The organism is Acinetobacter sp. YH12086 (genome assembly GCF_013419345.1).
Classification (GTDB): Bacteria; Pseudomonadota; Gammaproteobacteria; order Pseudomonadales; family Moraxellaceae; genus Acinetobacter; species Acinetobacter amyesii.
Genome location: NZ_VPAF01000006.1, coordinates 147,771 through 165,504 on the forward strand (window position 1 = coordinate 147,771; position 17,734 = coordinate 165,504).

Annotated in this window: 31 protein-coding genes; 30 read left to right on the plus strand and 1 reads right to left on the minus strand. The window is 42.5% G+C overall.

Features of this window, described 5'->3' with window-relative positions:
* The first annotated feature begins 11 nt into the window (after positions 1 to 11).
* From rplD to FTU29_RS09150, 28 genes are all read left to right on the plus strand, one after another.
* Positions 12 to 614: a 50S ribosomal protein L4 gene (rplD, locus tag FTU29_RS09015; protein ID WP_078189279.1), complete on the plus strand. Its 603-nt coding sequence runs from the start codon at positions 12 to 14 to the stop codon at positions 612 to 614.
* Complete coding sequence (rplW, locus tag FTU29_RS09020) at positions 611 to 931, plus strand: 50S ribosomal protein L23 (protein ID WP_005012992.1); 321 nt, start codon at positions 611 to 613, stop codon at positions 929 to 931. Before rplD ends, rplW begins: the two co-directional genes overlap by 4 nt.
* An 11-nt stretch (positions 932 to 942) precedes the next feature.
* A complete protein-coding gene (gene rplB, locus FTU29_RS09025) occupies positions 943 to 1,767 on the plus strand; it encodes a 50S ribosomal protein L2 (RefSeq protein ID WP_078189278.1) in 825 nt (274 codons plus the stop codon).
* Between the two features lie 19 nt (positions 1,768 to 1,786).
* A complete protein-coding gene (gene rpsS, locus FTU29_RS09030) occupies positions 1,787 to 2,062 on the plus strand; it encodes a 30S ribosomal protein S19 (RefSeq protein WP_004281508.1) in 276 nt (91 codons plus the stop codon).
* Between the two features lie 11 nt (positions 2,063 to 2,073).
* Positions 2,074 to 2,403 carry a 50S ribosomal protein L22 gene (gene rplV / locus FTU29_RS09035; RefSeq protein ID WP_035265103.1) on the plus strand — a complete coding sequence of 110 codons (330 nt, stop codon included), beginning with the start codon at positions 2,074 to 2,076 and terminating at the stop codon, positions 2,401 to 2,403.
* A gap of 1 nt (position 2,404) precedes the next feature.
* Positions 2,405 to 3,157: a 30S ribosomal protein S3 gene (rpsC, locus tag FTU29_RS09040; protein ID WP_078189277.1), complete on the plus strand. Its 753-nt coding sequence runs from the start codon at positions 2,405 to 2,407 to the stop codon at positions 3,155 to 3,157.
* 3 nt (positions 3,158 to 3,160) lie between these two features.
* A complete protein-coding gene (rplP, locus tag FTU29_RS09045) occupies positions 3,161 to 3,574 on the plus strand; it encodes a 50S ribosomal protein L16 (protein ID WP_068909575.1) in 414 nt (137 codons plus the stop codon).
* Positions 3,574 to 3,771, plus strand: coding sequence for a 50S ribosomal protein L29 (rpmC, locus tag FTU29_RS09050; protein WP_005012982.1), 198 nt, complete (start codon positions 3,574 to 3,576; stop codon positions 3,769 to 3,771). The genes rplP and rpmC overlap by 1 nt, the downstream gene beginning before the upstream one ends.
* Positions 3,768 to 4,025, plus strand: coding sequence for a 30S ribosomal protein S17 (rpsQ, locus tag FTU29_RS09055; protein ID WP_078192456.1), 258 nt, complete (start codon positions 3,768 to 3,770; stop codon positions 4,023 to 4,025). The genes rpmC and rpsQ overlap by 4 nt, the downstream gene beginning before the upstream one ends.
* An 89-nt stretch (positions 4,026 to 4,114) precedes the next feature.
* Positions 4,115 to 4,483: a 50S ribosomal protein L14 gene (rplN, locus tag FTU29_RS09060; protein ID WP_005012978.1), complete on the plus strand. Its 369-nt coding sequence runs from the start codon at positions 4,115 to 4,117 to the stop codon at positions 4,481 to 4,483.
* Positions 4,484 to 4,492: 9 nt separating this feature from the next.
* Positions 4,493 to 4,810, plus strand: a complete 318-nt coding sequence (rplX, locus tag FTU29_RS09065; RefSeq protein ID WP_078189274.1) for a 50S ribosomal protein L24 — start codon at positions 4,493 to 4,495, stop codon at positions 4,808 to 4,810.
* Between the two features lie 15 nt (positions 4,811 to 4,825).
* Positions 4,826 to 5,362 (plus strand): 50S ribosomal protein L5, encoded by a 537-nt coding sequence (gene rplE, locus FTU29_RS09070; protein WP_067762907.1) that lies wholly within the window; start codon positions 4,826 to 4,828, stop codon positions 5,360 to 5,362.
* 9 nt (positions 5,363 to 5,371) lie between these two features.
* Positions 5,372 to 5,677 carry a 30S ribosomal protein S14 gene (gene rpsN / locus FTU29_RS09075; protein WP_067762906.1) on the plus strand — a complete coding sequence of 102 codons (306 nt, stop codon included), beginning with the start codon at positions 5,372 to 5,374 and terminating at the stop codon, positions 5,675 to 5,677.
* A 12-nt stretch (positions 5,678 to 5,689) separates the two neighbouring features.
* Positions 5,690 to 6,085 (plus strand): 30S ribosomal protein S8, encoded by a 396-nt coding sequence (gene rpsH / locus FTU29_RS09080; RefSeq protein WP_078189273.1) that lies wholly within the window; start codon positions 5,690 to 5,692, stop codon positions 6,083 to 6,085.
* 13 nt (positions 6,086 to 6,098) lie between these two features.
* Complete coding sequence (gene rplF / locus FTU29_RS09085; protein ID WP_180121465.1) at positions 6,099 to 6,632, plus strand: 50S ribosomal protein L6; 534 nt, start codon at positions 6,099 to 6,101, stop codon at positions 6,630 to 6,632.
* A gap of 14 nt (positions 6,633 to 6,646) precedes the next feature.
* Complete coding sequence (gene rplR / locus FTU29_RS09090) at positions 6,647 to 6,997, plus strand: 50S ribosomal protein L18 (RefSeq protein WP_067762903.1); 351 nt, start codon at positions 6,647 to 6,649, stop codon at positions 6,995 to 6,997.
* Between the two features lie 2 nt (positions 6,998 to 6,999).
* Positions 7,000 to 7,497 (plus strand): 30S ribosomal protein S5, encoded by a 498-nt coding sequence (rpsE, locus tag FTU29_RS09095; protein ID WP_067762902.1) that lies wholly within the window; start codon positions 7,000 to 7,002, stop codon positions 7,495 to 7,497.
* Positions 7,498 to 7,503: 6 nt separating this feature from the next.
* On the plus strand, positions 7,504 to 7,680 hold the full coding sequence (rpmD, locus tag FTU29_RS09100; protein WP_005012961.1) for a 50S ribosomal protein L30: 177 nt from the start codon (positions 7,504 to 7,506) through the stop codon (positions 7,678 to 7,680).
* Positions 7,681 to 7,683: 3 nt separating this feature from the next.
* Positions 7,684 to 8,124, plus strand: a complete 441-nt coding sequence (rplO, locus tag FTU29_RS09105) for a 50S ribosomal protein L15 (RefSeq protein ID WP_078189271.1) — start codon at positions 7,684 to 7,686, stop codon at positions 8,122 to 8,124.
* Positions 8,125 to 8,169: 45 nt separating this feature from the next.
* Complete coding sequence (gene secY, locus FTU29_RS09110; RefSeq protein WP_171263746.1) at positions 8,170 to 9,489, plus strand: preprotein translocase subunit SecY; 1,320 nt, start codon at positions 8,170 to 8,172, stop codon at positions 9,487 to 9,489.
* 20 nt (positions 9,490 to 9,509) lie between these two features.
* On the plus strand, positions 9,510 to 9,626 hold the full coding sequence (rpmJ, locus tag FTU29_RS09115) for a 50S ribosomal protein L36 (protein WP_000867907.1): 117 nt from the start codon (positions 9,510 to 9,512) through the stop codon (positions 9,624 to 9,626).
* A 107-nt stretch (positions 9,627 to 9,733) separates the two neighbouring features.
* Positions 9,734 to 10,090, plus strand: coding sequence for a 30S ribosomal protein S13 (gene rpsM, locus FTU29_RS09120; protein ID WP_078189269.1), 357 nt, complete (start codon positions 9,734 to 9,736; stop codon positions 10,088 to 10,090).
* 19 nt (positions 10,091 to 10,109) lie between these two features.
* Positions 10,110 to 10,496, plus strand: a complete 387-nt coding sequence (gene rpsK / locus FTU29_RS09125; RefSeq protein WP_001040166.1) for a 30S ribosomal protein S11 — start codon at positions 10,110 to 10,112, stop codon at positions 10,494 to 10,496.
* Between the two features lie 12 nt (positions 10,497 to 10,508).
* Positions 10,509 to 11,135: a 30S ribosomal protein S4 gene (gene rpsD / locus FTU29_RS09130; protein ID WP_078192454.1), complete on the plus strand. Its 627-nt coding sequence runs from the start codon at positions 10,509 to 10,511 to the stop codon at positions 11,133 to 11,135.
* 17 nt (positions 11,136 to 11,152) lie between these two features.
* Positions 11,153 to 12,160 (plus strand): DNA-directed RNA polymerase subunit alpha, encoded by a 1,008-nt coding sequence (locus FTU29_RS09135; RefSeq protein WP_180121468.1) that lies wholly within the window; start codon positions 11,153 to 11,155, stop codon positions 12,158 to 12,160.
* 18 nt (positions 12,161 to 12,178) lie between these two features.
* Positions 12,179 to 12,544 (plus strand): 50S ribosomal protein L17, encoded by a 366-nt coding sequence (gene rplQ / locus FTU29_RS09140; protein WP_005012953.1) that lies wholly within the window; start codon positions 12,179 to 12,181, stop codon positions 12,542 to 12,544.
* A gap of 216 nt (positions 12,545 to 12,760) precedes the next feature.
* A complete protein-coding gene (locus FTU29_RS09145; protein WP_180103015.1) occupies positions 12,761 to 14,251 on the plus strand; it encodes an NAD(P)/FAD-dependent oxidoreductase in 1,491 nt (496 codons plus the stop codon).
* A 133-nt stretch (positions 14,252 to 14,384) separates the two neighbouring features.
* Positions 14,385 to 15,182: an alpha/beta fold hydrolase gene (locus FTU29_RS09150; protein ID WP_373423600.1), complete on the plus strand. Its 798-nt coding sequence runs from the start codon at positions 14,385 to 14,387 to the stop codon at positions 15,180 to 15,182.
* Positions 15,183 to 15,226: 44 nt separating this feature from the next.
* Here the strand turns inward: FTU29_RS09150 and FTU29_RS09155 are convergent, their stop codons facing one another.
* Complete coding sequence (locus FTU29_RS09155) at positions 15,227 to 16,399, minus strand: acyl-CoA dehydrogenase family protein (RefSeq protein WP_168379120.1); 1,173 nt, start codon at positions 16,397 to 16,399, stop codon at positions 15,227 to 15,229.
* A gap of 181 nt (positions 16,400 to 16,580) precedes the next feature.
* Here FTU29_RS09155 and FTU29_RS09160 point away from each other — a divergent pair, with 181 nt between their 5' ends.
* Both FTU29_RS09160 and FTU29_RS09165 read left to right on the plus strand, forming a co-directional pair.
* Positions 16,581 to 16,838: a succinate dehydrogenase assembly factor 2 gene (locus FTU29_RS09160; RefSeq protein ID WP_078189264.1), complete on the plus strand. Its 258-nt coding sequence runs from the start codon at positions 16,581 to 16,583 to the stop codon at positions 16,836 to 16,838.
* Positions 16,831 to 17,217 (plus strand): hypothetical protein, encoded by a 387-nt coding sequence (locus tag FTU29_RS09165; protein ID WP_078189263.1) that lies wholly within the window; start codon positions 16,831 to 16,833, stop codon positions 17,215 to 17,217. The genes FTU29_RS09160 and FTU29_RS09165 overlap by 8 nt, the downstream gene beginning before the upstream one ends.
* The last annotated feature ends 517 nt before the right edge of the window (positions 17,218 to 17,734 follow it).

The window sequence follows — 17,734 nt, forward strand, 5'->3', positions numbered from 1 at the left end:
GGGGAAATAACGTGAATTTAAATACTGTTTCCGGCTCTGCTGTTGAGTTATCTGAAGTTGCGTTTGGTCGTGATTTTAACGAAGCTCTTGTACACCAAGTTGTTACAGCTTACTTAGCTGGTGGTCGTCAAGGTTCTAAAGCGCAAAAATCACGTGCTGACGTTTCTGGCGGTGGTAAAAAACCTTTCCGTCAAAAAGGTACTGGTCGCGCTCGTGCTGGTTCTATTCGTAGCCCAATCTGGGTTGGCGGTGGTAAAACTTTTGCTGCTCGTCCACAAGACTGGTCTCAAAAAGTAAACCGTAAAATGTATCGCGGTGCTATGCAATGCATCCTGGCTGAGCTTGTTCGTCAAGATCGCCTTGTTTTAGTTGAAGAGATTGCTGTTGCAGCTCCAAAAACTAAAGAATTGCTTGCAAAACTTAACGACTTGAATGCACCTCGTGCATTAATCGTTACAGATGCTGTTGATGAGAACTTGTATCTTGCTGCTCGCAACATTCCACACGTTGATGTGGTTGATGCTGCTGCAATCGATCCTGTTAGCTTGATCGCGTTCGATAAAGTTGTTATGTCTGTTGCTGCTGCTAAGAAAATTGAGGTAGAACTCGGATGAACAACGAACGTATCTATCAAGTCCTACAAGGACCTGTATTCTCAGAAAAAGCACAAGTTTTAGGCGAAACTGCTGGTGTTCAAGTGTTCAAAGTTGCACTGGATGCAAACAAACTTGAAATCAAAAAAGCTGTTGAGCAACTATTTGGTGTTCAAGTTGTTAAAGTTAACACAACGATCACTAAAGGTAAGACTAAACGCTTTGGTAAAACATTAGGACGTCGTTCTGATGTTAAAAAAGCATACGTCACCCTGAAAGCTGGCCAAGATGTTGAAATGGCTGACTTGGGCGATACCGCTGAAAACGCAGCGGAATAAGGACGAAAATTATGCCGATTCAAAAATGTAAGCCAACGTCTCCAGGACGTCGCTTTGTAGAGAAAGTGGTTCATAACCACCTTCACAAAGGCGCGCCATATGCTCCGTTGGTTGAAGCTAAAAAACGTACTGGCGGTCGTAATAACAACGGTCACATTACAACTCGTCACGTAGGTGGTGGTCATAAACAGCACTACCGTATCGTAGACTTCAAACGTAACAAAGACAGCATCCCAGCTGTAGTTGAGCGTATTGAATACGATCCAAACCGTACAGCTCATATTGCTTTATTGAAATATGCTGACGGTGAACGTCGCTATATTATTGCACCTAAAGGCCTTCGCGCTGGTGATCAAGTTCAGTCTGGTAACGATGCTCCAATCCGTCCAGGTAACTGCTTGCCACTTCGCAACATGCCTATCGGTTCTACTCTTCACAACATCGAGCTTAAAATCGGTAAAGGCGCACAATTAGTACGTTCTGCTGGTACATCTGCTCAATTGTTGGGTCGTGACGGTTCTTACGCTATCATTCGTCTTCGTTCAGGCGAAATGCGTAAAGTACACGTTGAATGCCGTGCTGTGTTAGGTGAAGTTTCTAACTCAGAAAGCAACCTTCGTTCACTTGGTAAAGCAGGTGCATCACGCTGGCGTGGCGTTCGTCCTACCGTACGTGGTATGGCGATGAACCCAGTAGACCATCCACATGGTGGTGGTGAAGGACGTAACAAAGGTATTCAACCTGTAAGTCCATGGGGTCAAAAAGCTAAAGGGTACAAAACACGTACCAACAAGCGTACGACTAAGATGATCATTCGCGACCGTCGCGTTAAGTAACAAGTAAAGGAATCTGACAATGCCTCGTTCTCTGAAAAAAGGCCCATTCGTCGATGCGCACTTGTTCGCTAAGGTTGAAGCGGCTATCGCGGCTAATAACCGTAAGCCGATCAAAACTTGGTCGCGTCGTTCGATGATCTTACCGGATTTTGTTGGTCTAACAATTTCTGTACACAATGGCCGTAACCATGTTCCAGTGATTGTATCTGAGCATATGGTTGGTCATAAATTAGGTGAATTCGCGCCAACTCGTACCTATCGTGGTCACGGTGTTGACAAGAAGTCTAAACGTTAATAGGTGCTATGATGGAAGTAACTGCTAAATTACGCGGTGCCGCTATCTCGGCACAAAAAGCACGTTTGGTTGCAGACCTAATTCGCGGCAAATCTGTTGCGCATGCTTTAAATATCTTAAACTTCAGCAACAAAAAAGCTGCAGTTTTAGTTAAAAAAGCATTGGAATCTGCGATTGCAAACGCTGAACACAATAACAGTTTAGATGTAGACGACCTTAAAGTTTCTACGATCTACGTTGATGAAGGCATGAGCCTGAAACGTATTTTGCCACGTGCTAAAGGCCGTGCAGATCGTATTACTAAGCGTACTTGTCACATTACCGTTAAGGTAGGGGTTTGATATGGGTCAGAAGGTTCATCCAATCGGTATCCGCCTAGGTGTTGTGAAACGTCATAACGCTAACTGGTATGCGAATCCGAAACAATATGCTGAATATTTGCTAAAAGATCTTCAAGTTCGTGAGTTTTTAACTAAAAAACTTAAGAATGCGATGGTAAGCAATATTCTTATCGAACGCCCTACAGGCGCAGCTAAAGTTACTATTAGCACTGCACGTCCTGGTATCGTGATCGGTAAAAAAGGCGAAGACATTGAGAAATTACAACGCGAATTAACAGCCATTATGGGTGTTCCTGCGCAAGTAAGTATCAACGAAATCGATCGCCCAGATTTAGACGCTCGTTTAGTTGCTGAAGCAATCGCTTCTCAATTAGAAAAACGTGTAATGTTCCGTCGTGCTATGAAGCGTGCGGTTCAAAACTCTATGCGTGCTGGTGCTAAAGGTATCAAAGTAGAAGTTTCAGGCCGTCTAGGTGGTGCTGAGATTGCTCGTACTGAATGGTATCGTGAAGGTCGTGTACCTCTTCATACTCTTCGTGCTGACATCGACTATGCTACTATGCGTGCTGAGACTACTTACGGTACGATCGGCGTTAAAGTATGGATCTTCCGTGGTGAGATCTTGGGCGGCATGAAACAAGTCATGAACCCAGCTCCAGCTGAAGAACGTCCAGCTAAACGTGGCCGTGGTCGTGGTGAAGGTCAAGAGCGTCGTGGTCGTCGCAATGATCGTTCTGCTGAAAAAGGAGAATAATCCATGTTACAACCTAAACGTACTAAATTCCGTAAAGTGCAAAAAGGCCGTAACACTGGTCTAGCACATCGCGGTAGCTCAGTATCTTTTGGTACTATTGCACTTAAATCAGTTGAACGTGGTCAAATGACAGCACGTCAAATTGAAGCAGCGCGTCGTACAATCAGCCGTCGTATTAAACGTGGTGGTAAGATCTTTATCCGTGTTTTCCCAGACAAACCAATTACTGAAAAACCATTAGAAGTTCGTATGGGTAAAGGTAAAGGTTCTGTGGAATACTGGGTTTGCCAAATCAAACCAGGTAAAGTCTTGTACGAAATTGATGGTGTTAACGAAGAACTTGCTCGCGAAGCGTTTACGCTTGCTGCTGCAAAACTTCCGTTTAAAACCACTATCGTGACTCGGACGGTAATGTAATGAAAACTAATGATCTACGTGAAAAGTCGGTAGAAGAGTTGACAGCTTTGCTTGATGAGCAACAGCTTAACCAATTCCGTCTTCGTATGGCGAAAGCAACTGGTCAATTGGGTAAATCGCACGAAGTTGCGCTTACTCGTAAGACAATTGCTCGTATTAAGACCCTCCTTACCGAAAAACAGGGGAACGGACAATGAGTGAACAAACAGTTCGCACGTTAACCGGTAAAGTAGTTAGCGACAAGATGGACAAGTCTATCGTTGTTCTTATCGAACGCCGCGTTCAACACCCGTTGTATGGCAAATTAATCCGCCGTTCAACTAAATTACACGCTCATGATGAAAACAATGTTGCTAAAGTTGGCGACGTAGTAAGCATCAAAGAAAGCCGCCCAATGTCTAAAACTAAGTCTTGGACTTTAGTTGAAGTTGTTGAAGCTGCTGCTGAGTAATTAAACGTTCTTGCATCATCGGTCAATTTCGAGTACTCTTTGAGCCTTTCGAAATTGCGACCGGTGATGCTCGGTTTTGGAGTAGGGCAATGATTCAAACCGAAAGTATGCTCGACGTAGCAGACAACAGTGGTGCTCGCCGCGTACAATGTATTAAAGTACTTGGTGGTTCACATCGTCGTTATGCTTCTGTTGGCGACATTATTAAAGTTACTGTAAAAGAAGCTATTCCACGCGCACGTGTTAAAAAAGGTGACGTGATGAATGCTGTAGTTGTACGTACAAAATTCGGCATCCGTCGTGCAGATGGTTCAGTTATTCGTTTCGACGATAACGCAGCTGTTATTTTGAACAACAACAAAGCGCCGATTGCAACTCGTATTTTCGGACCAGTGACTCGTGAACTTCGTACTGAACAGTTCATGAAAATTATTTCATTGGCTCCTGAAGTTCTATAAGAGGCACTCATGGCTAAGATTAAAAAGGGCGATCAAGTAATTGTGATCGCAGGTAAAGAAAAAGGCAAACAAGGTACTGTTTTGTCTGTTTCAAATGACCGTGTTAAGGTTGAAGGCCTTAACTTGGTAACGAAGCATCAAAAGCCTAACCGAGCTACTGGCGCTGAAGGCGGCATCGTAACTCAAGAAGCTGAGCTTCATATCTCTAACGTGGCAATTTTTAATGCTACAACCCAAAAGGCTGACCGTGTTGGTTACCAAGTGATTGAAGGCGTGAAAACTCGCGTATTCAAATCTAATGGTGAATCAGTGGCGGTAGCGAAGTAATAGGTTGACTAGGCAATGGCCAGACTTAAAACGCGTTACAACGACGAACTTAAGGCTCAATTAAAAGAAACATTGGGCGTTAAGAATGTGATGGATATCCCTCGCATTACAAAAATTACCATCAACATGGGTGTTGGTGCTGCATCAGCTGACAAGAAATTGTTAGATGGCGCTCTTTCTGATATGCAAGCAATTGCTGGTCAAAAACCAGTACTTACTTTAGCTCGTAAATCTATCGCTGGTTTCAAAATCCGTGATGGTTGGCCGATCGGCTGTAAAGTTACTTTACGTGGCGAACGTATGTACGAATTCTTAGACCGTTTGATCTCTATCGCGATCCCTCGTATCCGTGACTTCCGTGGTTTCTCTGCGAAATCATTTGATGGTCGTGGTAACTACTCAATGGGTCTTAAGGAACAAATCATGTTCCCTGAAATCGATTTTGATAAGATTGATCGTATTCGTGGTATGGACATTACCATCACTACGACTGCTCGCACCGATGACGAAGGCCGTGCGCTTATGCGTGCATTCGGCTTCCCGTTCAAATAAGAGGTCGATATGGCTAAGAAAGGTATGATTAATCGCGAATTGAAACGCGAAGCTACTGTTGCTAAATACGCTGCGAAACGTGCTGAATTAAAAGCAATTATCGCAAACGTAAATGCATCAGACGAAGAACGTTTCGAAGCGATGATGAAATTTCAAGCATTACCACGTAATGCGTCTCCAGTACGTCTACGTAACCGTTGTGGTTTAACTGGTCGTCCTCATGGTTACTTCCGTAAGTTCGGTTTAAGCCGTAACAAATTACGTGAAACAGTAATGCAAGGTGATGTACCGGGCGTTGTTAAGGCAAGCTGGTAAGGAGCACTATAAATGAGTATGCAAGATACCGTTGCCGACATGCTAACACGTGTTCGTAACGCACAAATGGCAAAGAAACAAACTGTTTCTATGCCAAACTCAAAGTTGAAAGTTGCGATTGCTAACGTACTTCAACAAGAAGGTTATATCGCTGATGTAGCTGTTGCTGACAATGAAGGCAAAGCGACTTTAACGATTACTTTAAAATATTTCGAAGGCAAACCAGTTATCGATACTGTGAAACGCGTAAGCCGTCCTGGTCTACGTCAATATCGCGGTAAAGATGCACTTCCTAGCGTTAAGCAAGGTTTAGGTATTGCAATTGTTTCTACAAGCAAAGGCATCATGACTGATCGCGCTGCACGTGCTGCAGGTATCGGTGGTGAAGTTATTGCTTTTGTTTCTTAATAGGTGATTCCTCATGTCTCGTGTGGCTAAAGCCCCAGTAACTGTACCTAACGGTGTTACAGTTACTCAGAACGGCCGGCAGGTCGAAGTGAAAGGCAGCAAAGGTACATTGTCTTTCAACCTGCATGCGCTGGTCGAGCTAAAACAGGAAGACGGTACTCTAGTTATTGCTCCTAAAGCTGAATCTAAAGATGCTTGGATGCAGGCTGGTACTGCTCGCGCTGTGCTTAACAACCTTGTAAAAGGTGTTAACGAAGGTTTCGAACGTAAGTTACAGCTTATCGGTGTTGGTTATAAAGCTGCGGTTAAAGGTAACATTGTTAACCTTAACCTTGGTTTCTCTCACCCGATCGACTACAACCTTCCTGAAGGTGTAACTGCAGAAACTCCTAGTGCAACTGAAATTGTACTTAAATCAGCTGATAAAGCTAAATTAGGTCAAGTTGCTGCAGAAATCCGTGGTTACCGTCCGCCAGAGCCTTATAAAGGTAAAGGTGTTCGTTATTCTGACGAAGTTGTACTTCGTAAAGAAGCTAAGAAGAAATAAGGCGCGAGGTTCTTATGAACGAAAAGAAACAATCCCGTTTGCGTCGTGCGAAAAGCACACGCTTGCACATCCGTGCATTGGGTGCGACTCGTTTGTGTGTAAACCGCACTCCGCGTCACATCTATGCTCAAGTTATCTCTGCAGATGGTGGCAAAGTATTAGCGCAAGCTTCTACTTTAGACGCTACTCTACGTGCTGGTACTACTGGTAACGTTGAATCGGCTCAGAAAGTTGGTGCTTTAATTGCAGAACGTGCTAAAGCGGCTGGTGTAACTAAAGTTGCATTTGACCGTTCTGGTTTCAAATATCATGGTCGTATCAAAGCCTTGGCTGATGCTGCTCGTGAAAACGGCTTGGAGTTCTAATCATGGCTAAAGTTGAACAAAACGAAGGTCTTGTTGAAAAGCTGGTTGCCGTTGATCGTGTAGCCAAAGTTGTTAAGGGTGGTCGTATCTTCTCTTTCACAGCATTAACTGTTGTGGGTGATGGTAATGGTCGCGTAGGTTTTGGTCGTGGTAAAGCACGTGAAGTTCCAGCTGCTATTTCTAAAGCACTTGAAGCTGCTCGTCGCAACATGATTACTGTTGACCTTGTTGACGGTACTGTTCAGCACCCTATCAATGCTCGTCACGGTGCAAGCCGCGTTTACATGCAACCTGCTTCTGAAGGTACTGGTGTAATTGCTGGTGGCGCTATGCGTGCAGTTTTAGAAGCTGTAGGTGTACGTAACGTATTAACTAAGTGTTATGGTTCTACTAACGCTGCTAACGTAGTAAACGCAACTTTTAACGGTTTGCGTGATATGACTTCTCCTGAGAAAGTTGCTGCGAAACGTGGTTTATCAGTAGCACAAATTCAAGGGTAATCAATCATGAAAACGATTAAAGTTACCCAGACTAAATCTTCATCGCATCGCTTGAAAAATCACAAGCTTAGCCTTAAAGGTTTAGGTCTGCGTCGTATTGGTCATACAGTTGAAGTGCAAGATACGCCTTCTAACCGTGGTATGATCAACCAAGTTTACTATATGGTTAGTGTAGAGGAATAAGCCATGACTCTGCGTTTAAATACAATTGCACCTGCAGAAGGTGCTAAGCGTGACAACCTACGTTTAGGCCGTGGTATCGGTTCTGGCGTAGGTAAGACTGGTGGCCGTGGTGTCAAAGGTCAAAACTCACGTAAGAGCGGTGGTACACGTCCTGGTTTCGAAGGTGGTCAAACTGCGTTATATCGTCGTTTACCTAAATTCGGTTTCACTAGCCAAATGGCTTTGAAAACTGCTGAAGTACGTTTATCAGAACTCGCTAAAGTTGAAGGCGACATCGTGTCTCTTGAAACTTTAAAAGCTGCTAACGTTGTACGTAAAGATATGTTACGTGCACGTATCGTACTTTCTGGTGAAATTACTCGTGCGTTCACTGTTCAAGGTGTTGCATTGACTAAAGGCGCTAAAGCTGCTGTTGAAGCTGCTGGCGGTAAAGTCGAGGAGTAATCCCCAGTGTCTATGACTCCTAGTTCGACAGGTCATGTTAACATGATGAAAGGCCAGCCTTTTCATGTGAAATATCGTGAAATCATCCGCCGTATGATGTTCCTCATCGGGGCGTTGTTGGTTTTTCGACTGGGAGCACATATTCCAGTACCGGGCATTAACAATGCCGCACTAGAGAATCTGTTTAATGCAAACCAAGGTACGATCCTTGGTTTGTTTAACATGTTCTCAGGTGGTGCATTAGAGCGTATGTCAATTCTTGCTCTTGGGATTATGCCGTATATCTCTGCATCGATTATTGTGCAGTTAATGTCTACGGTTGTTCCTTCGCTGGAAGCTTTAAAGAAAGAAGGCGAACAAGGTAAGCGTAAGATCAATCAATATACGCGACAAGGCACATTGTTTCTTGCACTTGTGCAAGCTGTTGGGATGTGTGCAGGTCTGATTAGTCAAAATATTACTTTGACTAGTGGACTTGCTTTTTACGTTCCTGCTGTAACTTCTTTAGTTGCAGGTACAATGTTCCTGATGTGGTTAGGTGAGCAAATTACAGAGCGTGGAGTAGGGAATGGTATTTCCATGATCATCTTCGCTGGTATTGTTGCTGGTTTGCCGAACTTGGTTCTGCAATCTTTAACCTCAGTAGATAATGGCCAATCAAGTTTAATTGGTCTTGCAATTTTTGCATTGCTGTCTGTTGCAGTGTTAGCAGCAATTGTGTTTATTGAGAAGGCGCAGCGTCGTATTCCGGTAAACTATGCTCAAAAACAACAAGGTCGTCGTGTATTTACTGCCCAGCAAACACATTTGCCATTAAAAATTAATATGGCGGGTGTGATTCCTGCAATTTTTGCTAGTTCATTGCTATTGTTCCCAGCGAGCTTAGGTCAATGGGTAGGCAGCGCAGATCCAAATGCTGGCGTGATTAAACGTGGCTTACAAGATTTGGCACTCGTATTGTCGCCGGGTCAACCGATGTATTTGGTGCTATTTGGCGCATTAATTATCTTCTTCTGTTACTTCTATACTGCGCTAGTATTTAGCCCGAAAGAAGTGTCAGAGAATTTAAAACGTAGTGGTGCTTATGTACCGGGTATTCGTCCTGGTGAGCAAACTGCACGCTATTTAGATCATATTTTGAATCGTTTGACTTTTATTGGCGCGGTTTATATCACAATCATCTGTTTAATGCCGATGATTCTACAAAGTTCATTTGGTATTCCATTTAGCTTAGGTGGTACGTCTTTACTGATCGTAGTGGTGGTGGTGATGGACTTTATGGCTCAGCTTCAAGCTCATCTCACATCGCATCAATATGACAATCAATCGTTAATGCGTAAAACGACTGCTCATCCGAAAGGATAAGCGCACTTAGAGGTTTCATTATGAAAGTTCAAGCTTCTGTAAAGAAAATTTGTGGTAGCTGTAAAGTTATCCGTCGTAATGGGGTTATTCGCGTAATTTGCAGCGCAGAACCTCGTCATAAGCAGCGTCAAGGTTAATCTGATCAAGACCTGTTGATTTCAGTAGGCTAATTAGGTTATTATCCGCCCCTCAAAGATTTTGTCGGGCGGTTGATTATCTTAACTGCCTTTTTGGAGAAAATTGAATGGCTCGTATTGCCGGTGTAAACATTCCGGATAACAAGCATGCTGTTATCTCTCTAACGTACATTTTTGGTATTGGTCGCCACACTGCAAAAGCTATCTTAGCTGCTGCTGGTATTGCACCAACAACTAAAATTCGTGAATTAGATGACGCTCAGCTTGATGCGATTCGTGCAGAAGTTACTAAGGTTCCTACCGAAGGTGATTTACGTCGCGAAATTTCCATGAACATTAAACGTTTAATGGATTTAGGCTGCTACCGCGGTCTTCGTCATCGTCGCAGCTTGCCTGTCCGTGGTCAACGCACCAAAACTAACGCACGTACCCGTAAAGGTCCGCGCAAACCTATTAAGAAATAAGATTTCTGGAAGCTAAAAGATGGCTAAAGATACTCGCACACGCAAGAAGGTCACTCGTACCGTCTCTGAAGGTGTTGCACACATTCACGCTTCTTTTAATAACACCATTGTGACTATTACCGATCGTCAAGGTAATGCACTGGCTTGGGCTACCTCTGGTGGACAAGGCTTCCGTGGATCACGTAAATCAACTCCGTTTGCTGCTCAGGTAGCTGCTGAAGTTGCTGGTAAAGCTGCTTTAGATTACGGTTTGAAAAACTTGGATGTCCTTGTAAAAGGTCCTGGTCCAGGTCGTGAATCTGCGGTTCGTGCTTTAGGTGCAGTGGGTTATAAAATTAACAGCATTACCGATGTGACGCCAATCCCGCACAACGGTTGCCGTCCACCTAAAAAACGTCGCGTGTAAGGAGAAACATTCATGGCTCGTTATATTGGTCCAAAATGCAAACTCTCTCGCCGCGAAGGGACAGACCTGCAATTAAAATCTGGCGTTAAACCATTTGACGTCAAAACAAAAAAAGCTGCTAAAGCACCTGGCCAACATGGTGGCGCTCGTGGCGGCAAACAATCTGAGTACTCACTACAATTACGTGAAAAACAAAAAGTACGTCGTATGTACGGTGTTTTAGAGCGTCAATTTAGTAACTACTACAAAGAAGCTGCTCGTGTTAAAGGCGCAACAGGTGAAAACTTGTTGAAACTTCTTGAAAGCCGTCTAGATAACGTTGTTTATCGCATGGGTTTTGGTTCTACACGTGCAGAAGCTCGTCAGCTTGTATCTCACCGTTCAATCACTTTAAATGGTCGTCGTGTTAACATCGCGTCTATCCAAGTTAAAGCTGGTGACGTTGTTGCGGTTCACGAAGGTGCTAAACAACAATTGCGTATTAAAAACGCAGTTGAGTTAGCGACTCAACGTGGCATTCCATCTTGGATTGAAATTGATCATTCTAAATTGGAAGGTACATTCAAAGCTGCACCAGATCGCTCTGATTTACCTGCTGAAATCAACGAAAGCTTGATTGTAGAATTGTATTCTAAATAATCCTTGAGGTAGCAATAATGACGCGTACTGCAAATGAGTTTCTAACTCCGCAAGCGATTAAGGTCGAAGCGGCAAGCGGGACCTCGGCAAAAGTTATTCTAGAACCATTAGAGCGTGGCTTTGGTCATACTCTTGGTAATGCTTTACGTCGTATCCTTTTGTCTTCTTTACCTGGCGCAGCCGTGGTTGAAGTAGAGATTGAAGGTGTCGAGCACGAGTACAGTACTTTGGAAGGCTTGCAGCAGGACATCGTCGAGCTCTTGCTGAACCTAAAAGGATTGTCTATTAAGCTGTTCGATCAAAATGAAGCTTATCTGACATTGGAAAAACAAGGTCCTGGCGACGTTACAGCCGCTGACCTTCGTTTACCACACAATGTTGAAGTGGTTAACCCTGAACATTTGATCGGTACTTTAAGTGCTTCTGGCTCATTAAAAATGCGCCTGAAAGTTTCTCAAGGTCGTGGTTATGAGACTTCTGATTCACGCTTCCCTGAGGGCGAAACTCGCCCAGTGGGTCGTTTGCAATTAGATGCTTCTTACAGCCCAATCAAACGTGTGTCTTACATAGTGGAAAACGCTCGTGTAGAACAACGTACTGATCTTGATAAACTGATCATTGATCTTGAAACCAACGGTACTGTTGATCCTGAAGAAGCAATCCGCAAAGCGGCAACAATCTTGCAACAACAAATTGCAATTTTTGTTGATCTTCAGAAAGATCAAGCACCAGTTGCTCAAGAGCCTCGTGAAGAAGTTGATCCGATTTTGCTTCGTCCAGTAGATGATCTAGAGCTTACTGTTCGTTCTGCTAACTGTTTGAAAGCAGAAAATATTTACTACATTGGCGATCTTGTTCAACGTACTGAAGTTGAGTTGCTTAAAACTCCTAACTTAGGTAAAAAATCGTTGACTGAGATTAAAGATGTTCTGGCATCGAAAGGCTTGCAATTGGGCATGCGTTTAGAGAACTGGCCACCGGCTAGCCTCCGCATGGACGATCGCTTTGCTTATCGTAGCCGTTAATTAAGTAGGACTATCACCATGCGTCATCGTAATAGTGGTGTGAAATTAGGCCGTACAAGCAGTCATCGTAAAGCGATGTTCCAAAACATGGCTAATTCTTTGTTCGAACACGAGTTAATTAAAACTACTGTTCCTAAAGCAAAAGAATTACGTCGTGTTGCTGAGCCTTTAATCACTTTAGCTAAAGTCGATTCTGTAGCAAACCGTCGTTTAGCGTTTGCTCGTACTCGTTCAGCTGCAACTGTTGGTAAATTATTTACCGTTCTTGGCCCTCGTTACAAAGAGCGTAACGGCGGTTATCTACGTGTTCTTAAAGCGGGCTTCCGTGCAGGTGATGCTGCACCGATGGCTTACGTTGAGCTAGTAGATCGCGAAGTTAACTAATTTCGTGAAGAGCAGCGTACATTGTTCTAAAGAAGGTCGGTTTTTAACCGACCTTTTTTAGTGTCTGAAGTTTTGTATTAGCTTTACATTGTTAGACAATAATTCAATTTGTCCTTAAAAGATAAAAATAAATCGCCTTTTGCTTAAACTTGACATTGTGCATTGTCAAAAATGTGATTTAATAAATATAAATCTAAGATAGGTTAAAAGAACAACATGGAAAAACAAGTTGATATTCTCATTGTAGGTGCAGGGATTTCCGGTGTAGGTTTGGCTGCGCATCTTTCAAAAAATTGTCCAAATCGTTCATTTGAAATTATTGAACGTCGTGAAAGTTTCGGTGGAACATGGGATCTATTTAAATATCCGGGTATTCGTTCTGATTCGGACATGTCAACTTTTGGCTTTAATTTTAAGCCGTGGAAAAAATCTAGTGTGCTTGCAGACGGGCCTTCGATTAAAGGCTACCTATCTGAAGTGATTGATGAATATAAAATCAAAGAAAAAATTCATTTTCAACATCGTGTTGTGAGTGCAAATTACGACTCACAAACTCGTAAATGGTCTGTTGTTATTGAAGATGCGAAGAAGAAACAACAAACTTGGGTTGCAAATTTTGTCTTTGGCTGTACAGGTTATTATAATTATGACCAAGGGTTCCAACCTGAGTTTAAAGGGCAGGAAAACTTTAAAGGTACCTTCATTCATCCACAACATTGGCCTGAAAATTTTAATTATGCAGGCAAAAAAGTGGTGATTATTGGCAGTGGAGCAACAGCGATTACACTGGTACCAGCTATGGCAAAAGGCGGTGCAGGGCATGTGACCATGCTACAGCGTTCTCCAACCTATATTGCCTCAGTACCTTCTATTGACATCATTTACGACAAAATGCGTAAAGTATTACCTGAAGATGTTGCTTATAAACTTACCCGTGCACGAAATATCGGTGTCCAACGGGCTGTTTATGCTGTTGCACAAAAGCAACCTAAATTACTCCGTAAATTTTTATTAAAATCAATTGAGTTGCAGTTGAAAGGTAAAGTGGATATGAAGCACTTTACCCCAGATTATAATCCTTGGGATCAGCGCCTTTGTGTGGTGCCAGATGGTGATTTGTTTAAAATTTTACGCGAAGGCCGTGCATCTGTTGAAACTGATCAAATTGAAAGTTTTACTGAAAATGGCATTCAATTGAAATCAGGTAAACATCTTGATGCAGATGTAGTAATTTCTGCTACAGGTCTCAACATTCAAATTTTAGGCGGCATTAGTGCCACAATCGATGGACAGCCACTGAATACCTCAAAACATATGTTATATCGTGGTGTGATGGTCAGTGATGTACCCAATATGGCGATGATTATTGGCTATATTAATGCTTCATGGACTTTAAAAGTCGATATTGCTTCTGAATACATCTGTAAATTGATTAACTATATGGATCAAAATGGTTATAACCAAGTGATTCCACAAGGTGATGCGACCGAGTTGTTAGAAGATACGGTGATGGGCAGTTTGACCTCAGGCTATATTGCACGTGCAGCAGATGTGATGCCAAAACAGGGTAAACATGCACCGTGGAAAGTCAGCAATAACTATTTGGCAGATCGTAAAGAATTAAAGCATGCTTCATTTGAAGATGGAGTGCTGAAATTTGAAAAAAAGTCAGATCAAGTGGCGGCTAAACCCAGATTAGTTTCTTAAGTCAGTTATAGAAAAAGGAGCATCATGCTCCTTTTTTTTGCTTTAGATGAGTGACTTTAGGGTTTTATTTGATGCGCTTTATTTGTTGAAAAATATATCATGTTGAAAATAAGGAAAAGCACACAGGGTTAATGTGAATATTCAAGAACATTCAGAATTTATAAAATTAAATGATTATGAGCTATATAGCAAAGCTTGGCAGCCTGAAACAGCAGATAAAGATGTAACTTTGGCCCCGATTATATTGATGCATGATTCACTGGGGAGTGTGGATTTGTGGCGTGATTTTCCTGCGCAATTGGCTGCTGAGTCTAGCAGAACGGTAATAGCGTATGATCGCTTGGGCTTCGGGAAATCATCAGCGAACCCTGATGCATTAAGTACGGATTTTGTCTATGCCGAAGCACAGCAGGGCTTTAAGGCGCTTCTTCAACATTATTCTATTCAACAGTTTATCGTGATGGGGCATAGTGTTGGCGGAGGAATGTCTGTTGTGATTGCCAGTGAATATACTGAACAATGTCAAGGTCTGATTACTATATCAGCACAGTATGAAGTGGAAGAACTCACATTATCGGGTATACGTGAAGCTAAAACAGGGTTTGCGCAGCCTGGACAGCTTGAACGCTTGGCTAAATATCATGGGGATAAAGCCCAATGGGTTTTGGATGCTTGGACTGAAACTTGGCTCTCACCGAGTTTTCGTCAATGGAACCTCGAGCAATATGTTGGAAAAGTACAGTGTGCAAGCTTGATCATCCATGGAGAACTGGATGAATACGGGACGACAGCACAAGCTCAGAAACTTTTTTCGGGTATACAAGGTGATGCTGAACTAGAGATTTTGGAAGGGCTTCATCACATGCCGCATAAAGAGCAACCCGCATTGGCCACTGCACTGATCTGTGATTTTGTGAATGATTTAAGTTGATATCGAAAGAATGAAAAAAGCCCATCAGATGATGGGCTTTGTTGTTATAAAGAGCGGGAAATCAGCTCTTTCATAATTTCATTGGTACCTGCATAAATACGATTGGCTCGATTGTCGATATAAGCGCGAGCAATTGGATATTCAAGCATATAGCCATAGCCACCATGCAACTGCAGACATTCATCCACAACTTTGGAAAACATTTCTGAAATTTTGTATTTAGCAGCGGCTGCAGCGTCAATACCGAGCTGTTCCTCAAGTTGTAGTTCCATACAGCGATCTAGATAAGCTCGACAAAAATCGATCTCAGTACGTAGTTCTGCCAATTTAAAACGGGTGTTTTGGAAACTTGATACGGTCTTGCCAAATGCCTTACGTTCTTTGGTGTATTGAACTGTGTGCGCAAAGGCTGCTTCTGCACCGGCTTGGCAAATAATCGCAACCAACATGCGCTCCCAAGCCAATTCCTTCATCAGCATCATAAAGCCCATACCTTGCATGCCGAGTAAGTTGCTTTTAGGGACGCGGACATTATCAAAGAACAGTTCACAGGTATCCTGACCTTTCATGCCAATTTTGTTTAAAGGTTTGCCTTTACTAAAACCGACGCGATCTGCCTCGACGATAATTAGCGATAAATTAGCTGAGCCTTTTTCACTATTGCCTGTCTTACAGACCACAATCGCCATGTCACATAAATAGCCATTGGTGATAAAAATTTTTGACCCATTAATAATATAGTCATCACCATCTTCTGTAGCAGTTGTGCGTACGGCTTGTAGGTCTGAACCTGTGCCCGGTTCGGTCATTGCAATGGCAGTCACGGTTTCGCCAGATGCCATTTTCGGCAGCCAATGCAGCTTTTGTTCTTCATTGCCAAAGTTATGAATATAATTGGCCACGATGTCGGAATGCAGTGAAAAGCCGGTAGAGGAGTCCATGGCATAGGCCTGCTCTTCAATCAGAATCATGCTATAAAGCCGGTCTACACCATAGCCGCCATAAGCTTCGGGCATTGTTGGACAAAGCAAGCCCATGGCACCGGCTTTATTCCATAAGTCACGGTCAACATGTTGTTGTTTTTCATATTTTTCGATATTGGGCACAACTTCTTTTTCATAAAATTTTCGTACTGTTTCACGAAATGCATCATGTTCCGCATTAAATAATTGACGTGGCAGCATGTTGTTGAGAGGGCGAATCGCTCCAGATTGCATTTTGAATATCCTATTCATTTTTATGGCTTTGTCTCAACTTATAAGATGCAGCGTGTGACTACAATGTGCAGAACATTCAAAAGCAAGAATTGCGATGAAGGATTCGGTCAATCTTTGAAAACACTCCACTTCAATGGGGTGGATGAGTTACACTAGATGGGTTCAACGATTGGGGAAGACAATGACTGATGAAATCAGCTTAGAAGAGCGTAAAGTGATCTACCGTGCACGTCGTGGTTTAAAAGAGATTGATGTTTATTTTGATCCCTACGTCAAAAATTACTATTTACAAGCCGATGCAGCTGAAAAAGACATGTTTGCAGAACTCGTTGCTGCAGAAGATCCAGATTTGTTGGATTGGTTTATGGAAGTTAGTGAACCGCCACGTCCTGAATTAAAAACGTTTATTCAAAAATTAAAACATTACGTTCATGGATAATCGGCAATTCAAACTGAAACGCAGTTTTTTATCGCATGCGTTTCAGTTTTTTATTTTTGCGGTATTGATGACGCTGCTTTATCAGTTACTAACACCCATGCTTTGGGGGATATTTTTCCTCATCGGGCTAGTGGTTTATGTTCTGTTTTTCCGTAAGCATTTACACGTCACCAGTCTAGATTATTTGGATGGAACTGATTGGTCTTTGCAACGACTGAACCGCCCGGTGCAACGCGTTCAAATTAGCCATATTTTGGATCATCAAATGTATATTGTGGTGTACTTTATGCATGCGCGTGCAAAACCGGTGATTATTTGGCGCGATCAATTGTCATTGAAACAGTGGAAATCACTCAAAGTATTGGCCAAAATGATCTAATTGTTAGACAGCCTGTATTTTTAAAATTCTATAAAATGTAAATATTTCATTACCTTGTGTTGTGGTTAAAATAATCTTGTCTGACAGGATTGGATTTTATTGGCAAAATATTTAAATTGTCTGACAATTTTAAGCTGTGCGGTGATTCTCTGCCTATATATTAGCCTTACCAACAGCCGTTAAAGGAAATCATCATGATGATGCCAACTTGGATGTTTCTGGTAATAGCGATTGTGTTAGCAATTGTTATAGGACGACTAGGAACAGTGCTGAAGGAACAGTTAACTCAAAAATAAGCAGTCAAACGCTTTCACAGTTAATAAGTAGCATGTGCCGAACCGTCGCTATGCTACTTTTTTTTGCCTAAAATTTAGTCTTTGTGAAAAATCAGTCAATTGCATTCAGCGTAATTCATGGCACAGTGTGTCGTTCAAATTAGAGCAAATACTCTTTTATTCATTTTTTGCTTCTGATATGTTTGTCGTGATGGACATAAACACAATTATAGAGGACAGGA

Coding starts and splice junctions, on each gene's coding strand:
- rplV (WP_035265103.1), top strand. CDS start 2,074: ATGGAAGTAACTGCTAAATTACGCGGTGCCGCTATCTCGGCACAAAAA.
- rpsD (WP_078192454.1), top strand. CDS start 10,509: ATGGCTCGTTATATTGGTCCAAAATGCAAACTCTCTCGCCGCGAAGGG.
- FTU29_RS09135 (WP_180121468.1), top strand. CDS start 11,153: ATGACGCGTACTGCAAATGAGTTTCTAACTCCGCAAGCGATTAAGGTC.
- rpsS (WP_004281508.1), top strand. CDS start 1,787: ATGCCTCGTTCTCTGAAAAAAGGCCCATTCGTCGATGCGCACTTGTTC.
- rplQ (WP_005012953.1), top strand. CDS start 12,179: ATGCGTCATCGTAATAGTGGTGTGAAATTAGGCCGTACAAGCAGTCAT.
- rpmD (WP_005012961.1), top strand. CDS start 7,504: ATGAAAACGATTAAAGTTACCCAGACTAAATCTTCATCGCATCGCTTG.
- rpsE (WP_067762902.1), top strand. CDS start 7,000: ATGGCTAAAGTTGAACAAAACGAAGGTCTTGTTGAAAAGCTGGTTGCC.
- rpmJ (WP_000867907.1), top strand. CDS start 9,510: ATGAAAGTTCAAGCTTCTGTAAAGAAAATTTGTGGTAGCTGTAAAGTT.
- rplF (WP_180121465.1), top strand. CDS start 6,099: ATGTCTCGTGTGGCTAAAGCCCCAGTAACTGTACCTAACGGTGTTACA.
- rpsK (WP_001040166.1), top strand. CDS start 10,110: ATGGCTAAAGATACTCGCACACGCAAGAAGGTCACTCGTACCGTCTCT.
- rplO (WP_078189271.1), top strand. CDS start 7,684: ATGACTCTGCGTTTAAATACAATTGCACCTGCAGAAGGTGCTAAGCGT.
- rplP (WP_068909575.1), top strand. CDS start 3,161: ATGTTACAACCTAAACGTACTAAATTCCGTAAAGTGCAAAAAGGCCGT.
- rpsM (WP_078189269.1), top strand. CDS start 9,734: ATGGCTCGTATTGCCGGTGTAAACATTCCGGATAACAAGCATGCTGTT.
- rplR (WP_067762903.1), top strand. CDS start 6,647: ATGAACGAAAAGAAACAATCCCGTTTGCGTCGTGCGAAAAGCACACGC.
- rplE (WP_067762907.1), top strand. CDS start 4,826: ATGGCCAGACTTAAAACGCGTTACAACGACGAACTTAAGGCTCAATTA.
- FTU29_RS09165 (WP_078189263.1), top strand. CDS start 16,831: ATGGATAATCGGCAATTCAAACTGAAACGCAGTTTTTTATCGCATGCG.
- rplW (WP_005012992.1), top strand. CDS start 611: ATGAACAACGAACGTATCTATCAAGTCCTACAAGGACCTGTATTCTCA.
- FTU29_RS09155 (WP_168379120.1), bottom strand. CDS start 16,399: ATGCAATCTGGAGCGATTCGCCCTCTCAACAACATGCTGCCACGTCAA.
- FTU29_RS09160 (WP_078189264.1), top strand. CDS start 16,581: ATGACTGATGAAATCAGCTTAGAAGAGCGTAAAGTGATCTACCGTGCA.
- rplB (WP_078189278.1), top strand. CDS start 943: ATGCCGATTCAAAAATGTAAGCCAACGTCTCCAGGACGTCGCTTTGTA.
- rpmC (WP_005012982.1), top strand. CDS start 3,574: ATGAAAACTAATGATCTACGTGAAAAGTCGGTAGAAGAGTTGACAGCT.
- rplX (WP_078189274.1), top strand. CDS start 4,493: ATGGCTAAGATTAAAAAGGGCGATCAAGTAATTGTGATCGCAGGTAAA.
- rpsQ (WP_078192456.1), top strand. CDS start 3,768: ATGAGTGAACAAACAGTTCGCACGTTAACCGGTAAAGTAGTTAGCGAC.
- secY (WP_171263746.1), top strand. CDS start 8,170: ATGAAAGGCCAGCCTTTTCATGTGAAATATCGTGAAATCATCCGCCGT.
- rpsN (WP_067762906.1), top strand. CDS start 5,372: ATGGCTAAGAAAGGTATGATTAATCGCGAATTGAAACGCGAAGCTACT.
- rplN (WP_005012978.1), top strand. CDS start 4,115: ATGATTCAAACCGAAAGTATGCTCGACGTAGCAGACAACAGTGGTGCT.
- FTU29_RS09145 (WP_180103015.1), top strand. CDS start 12,761: ATGGAAAAACAAGTTGATATTCTCATTGTAGGTGCAGGGATTTCCGGT.
- rpsH (WP_078189273.1), top strand. CDS start 5,690: ATGAGTATGCAAGATACCGTTGCCGACATGCTAACACGTGTTCGTAAC.
- rpsC (WP_078189277.1), top strand. CDS start 2,405: ATGGGTCAGAAGGTTCATCCAATCGGTATCCGCCTAGGTGTTGTGAAA.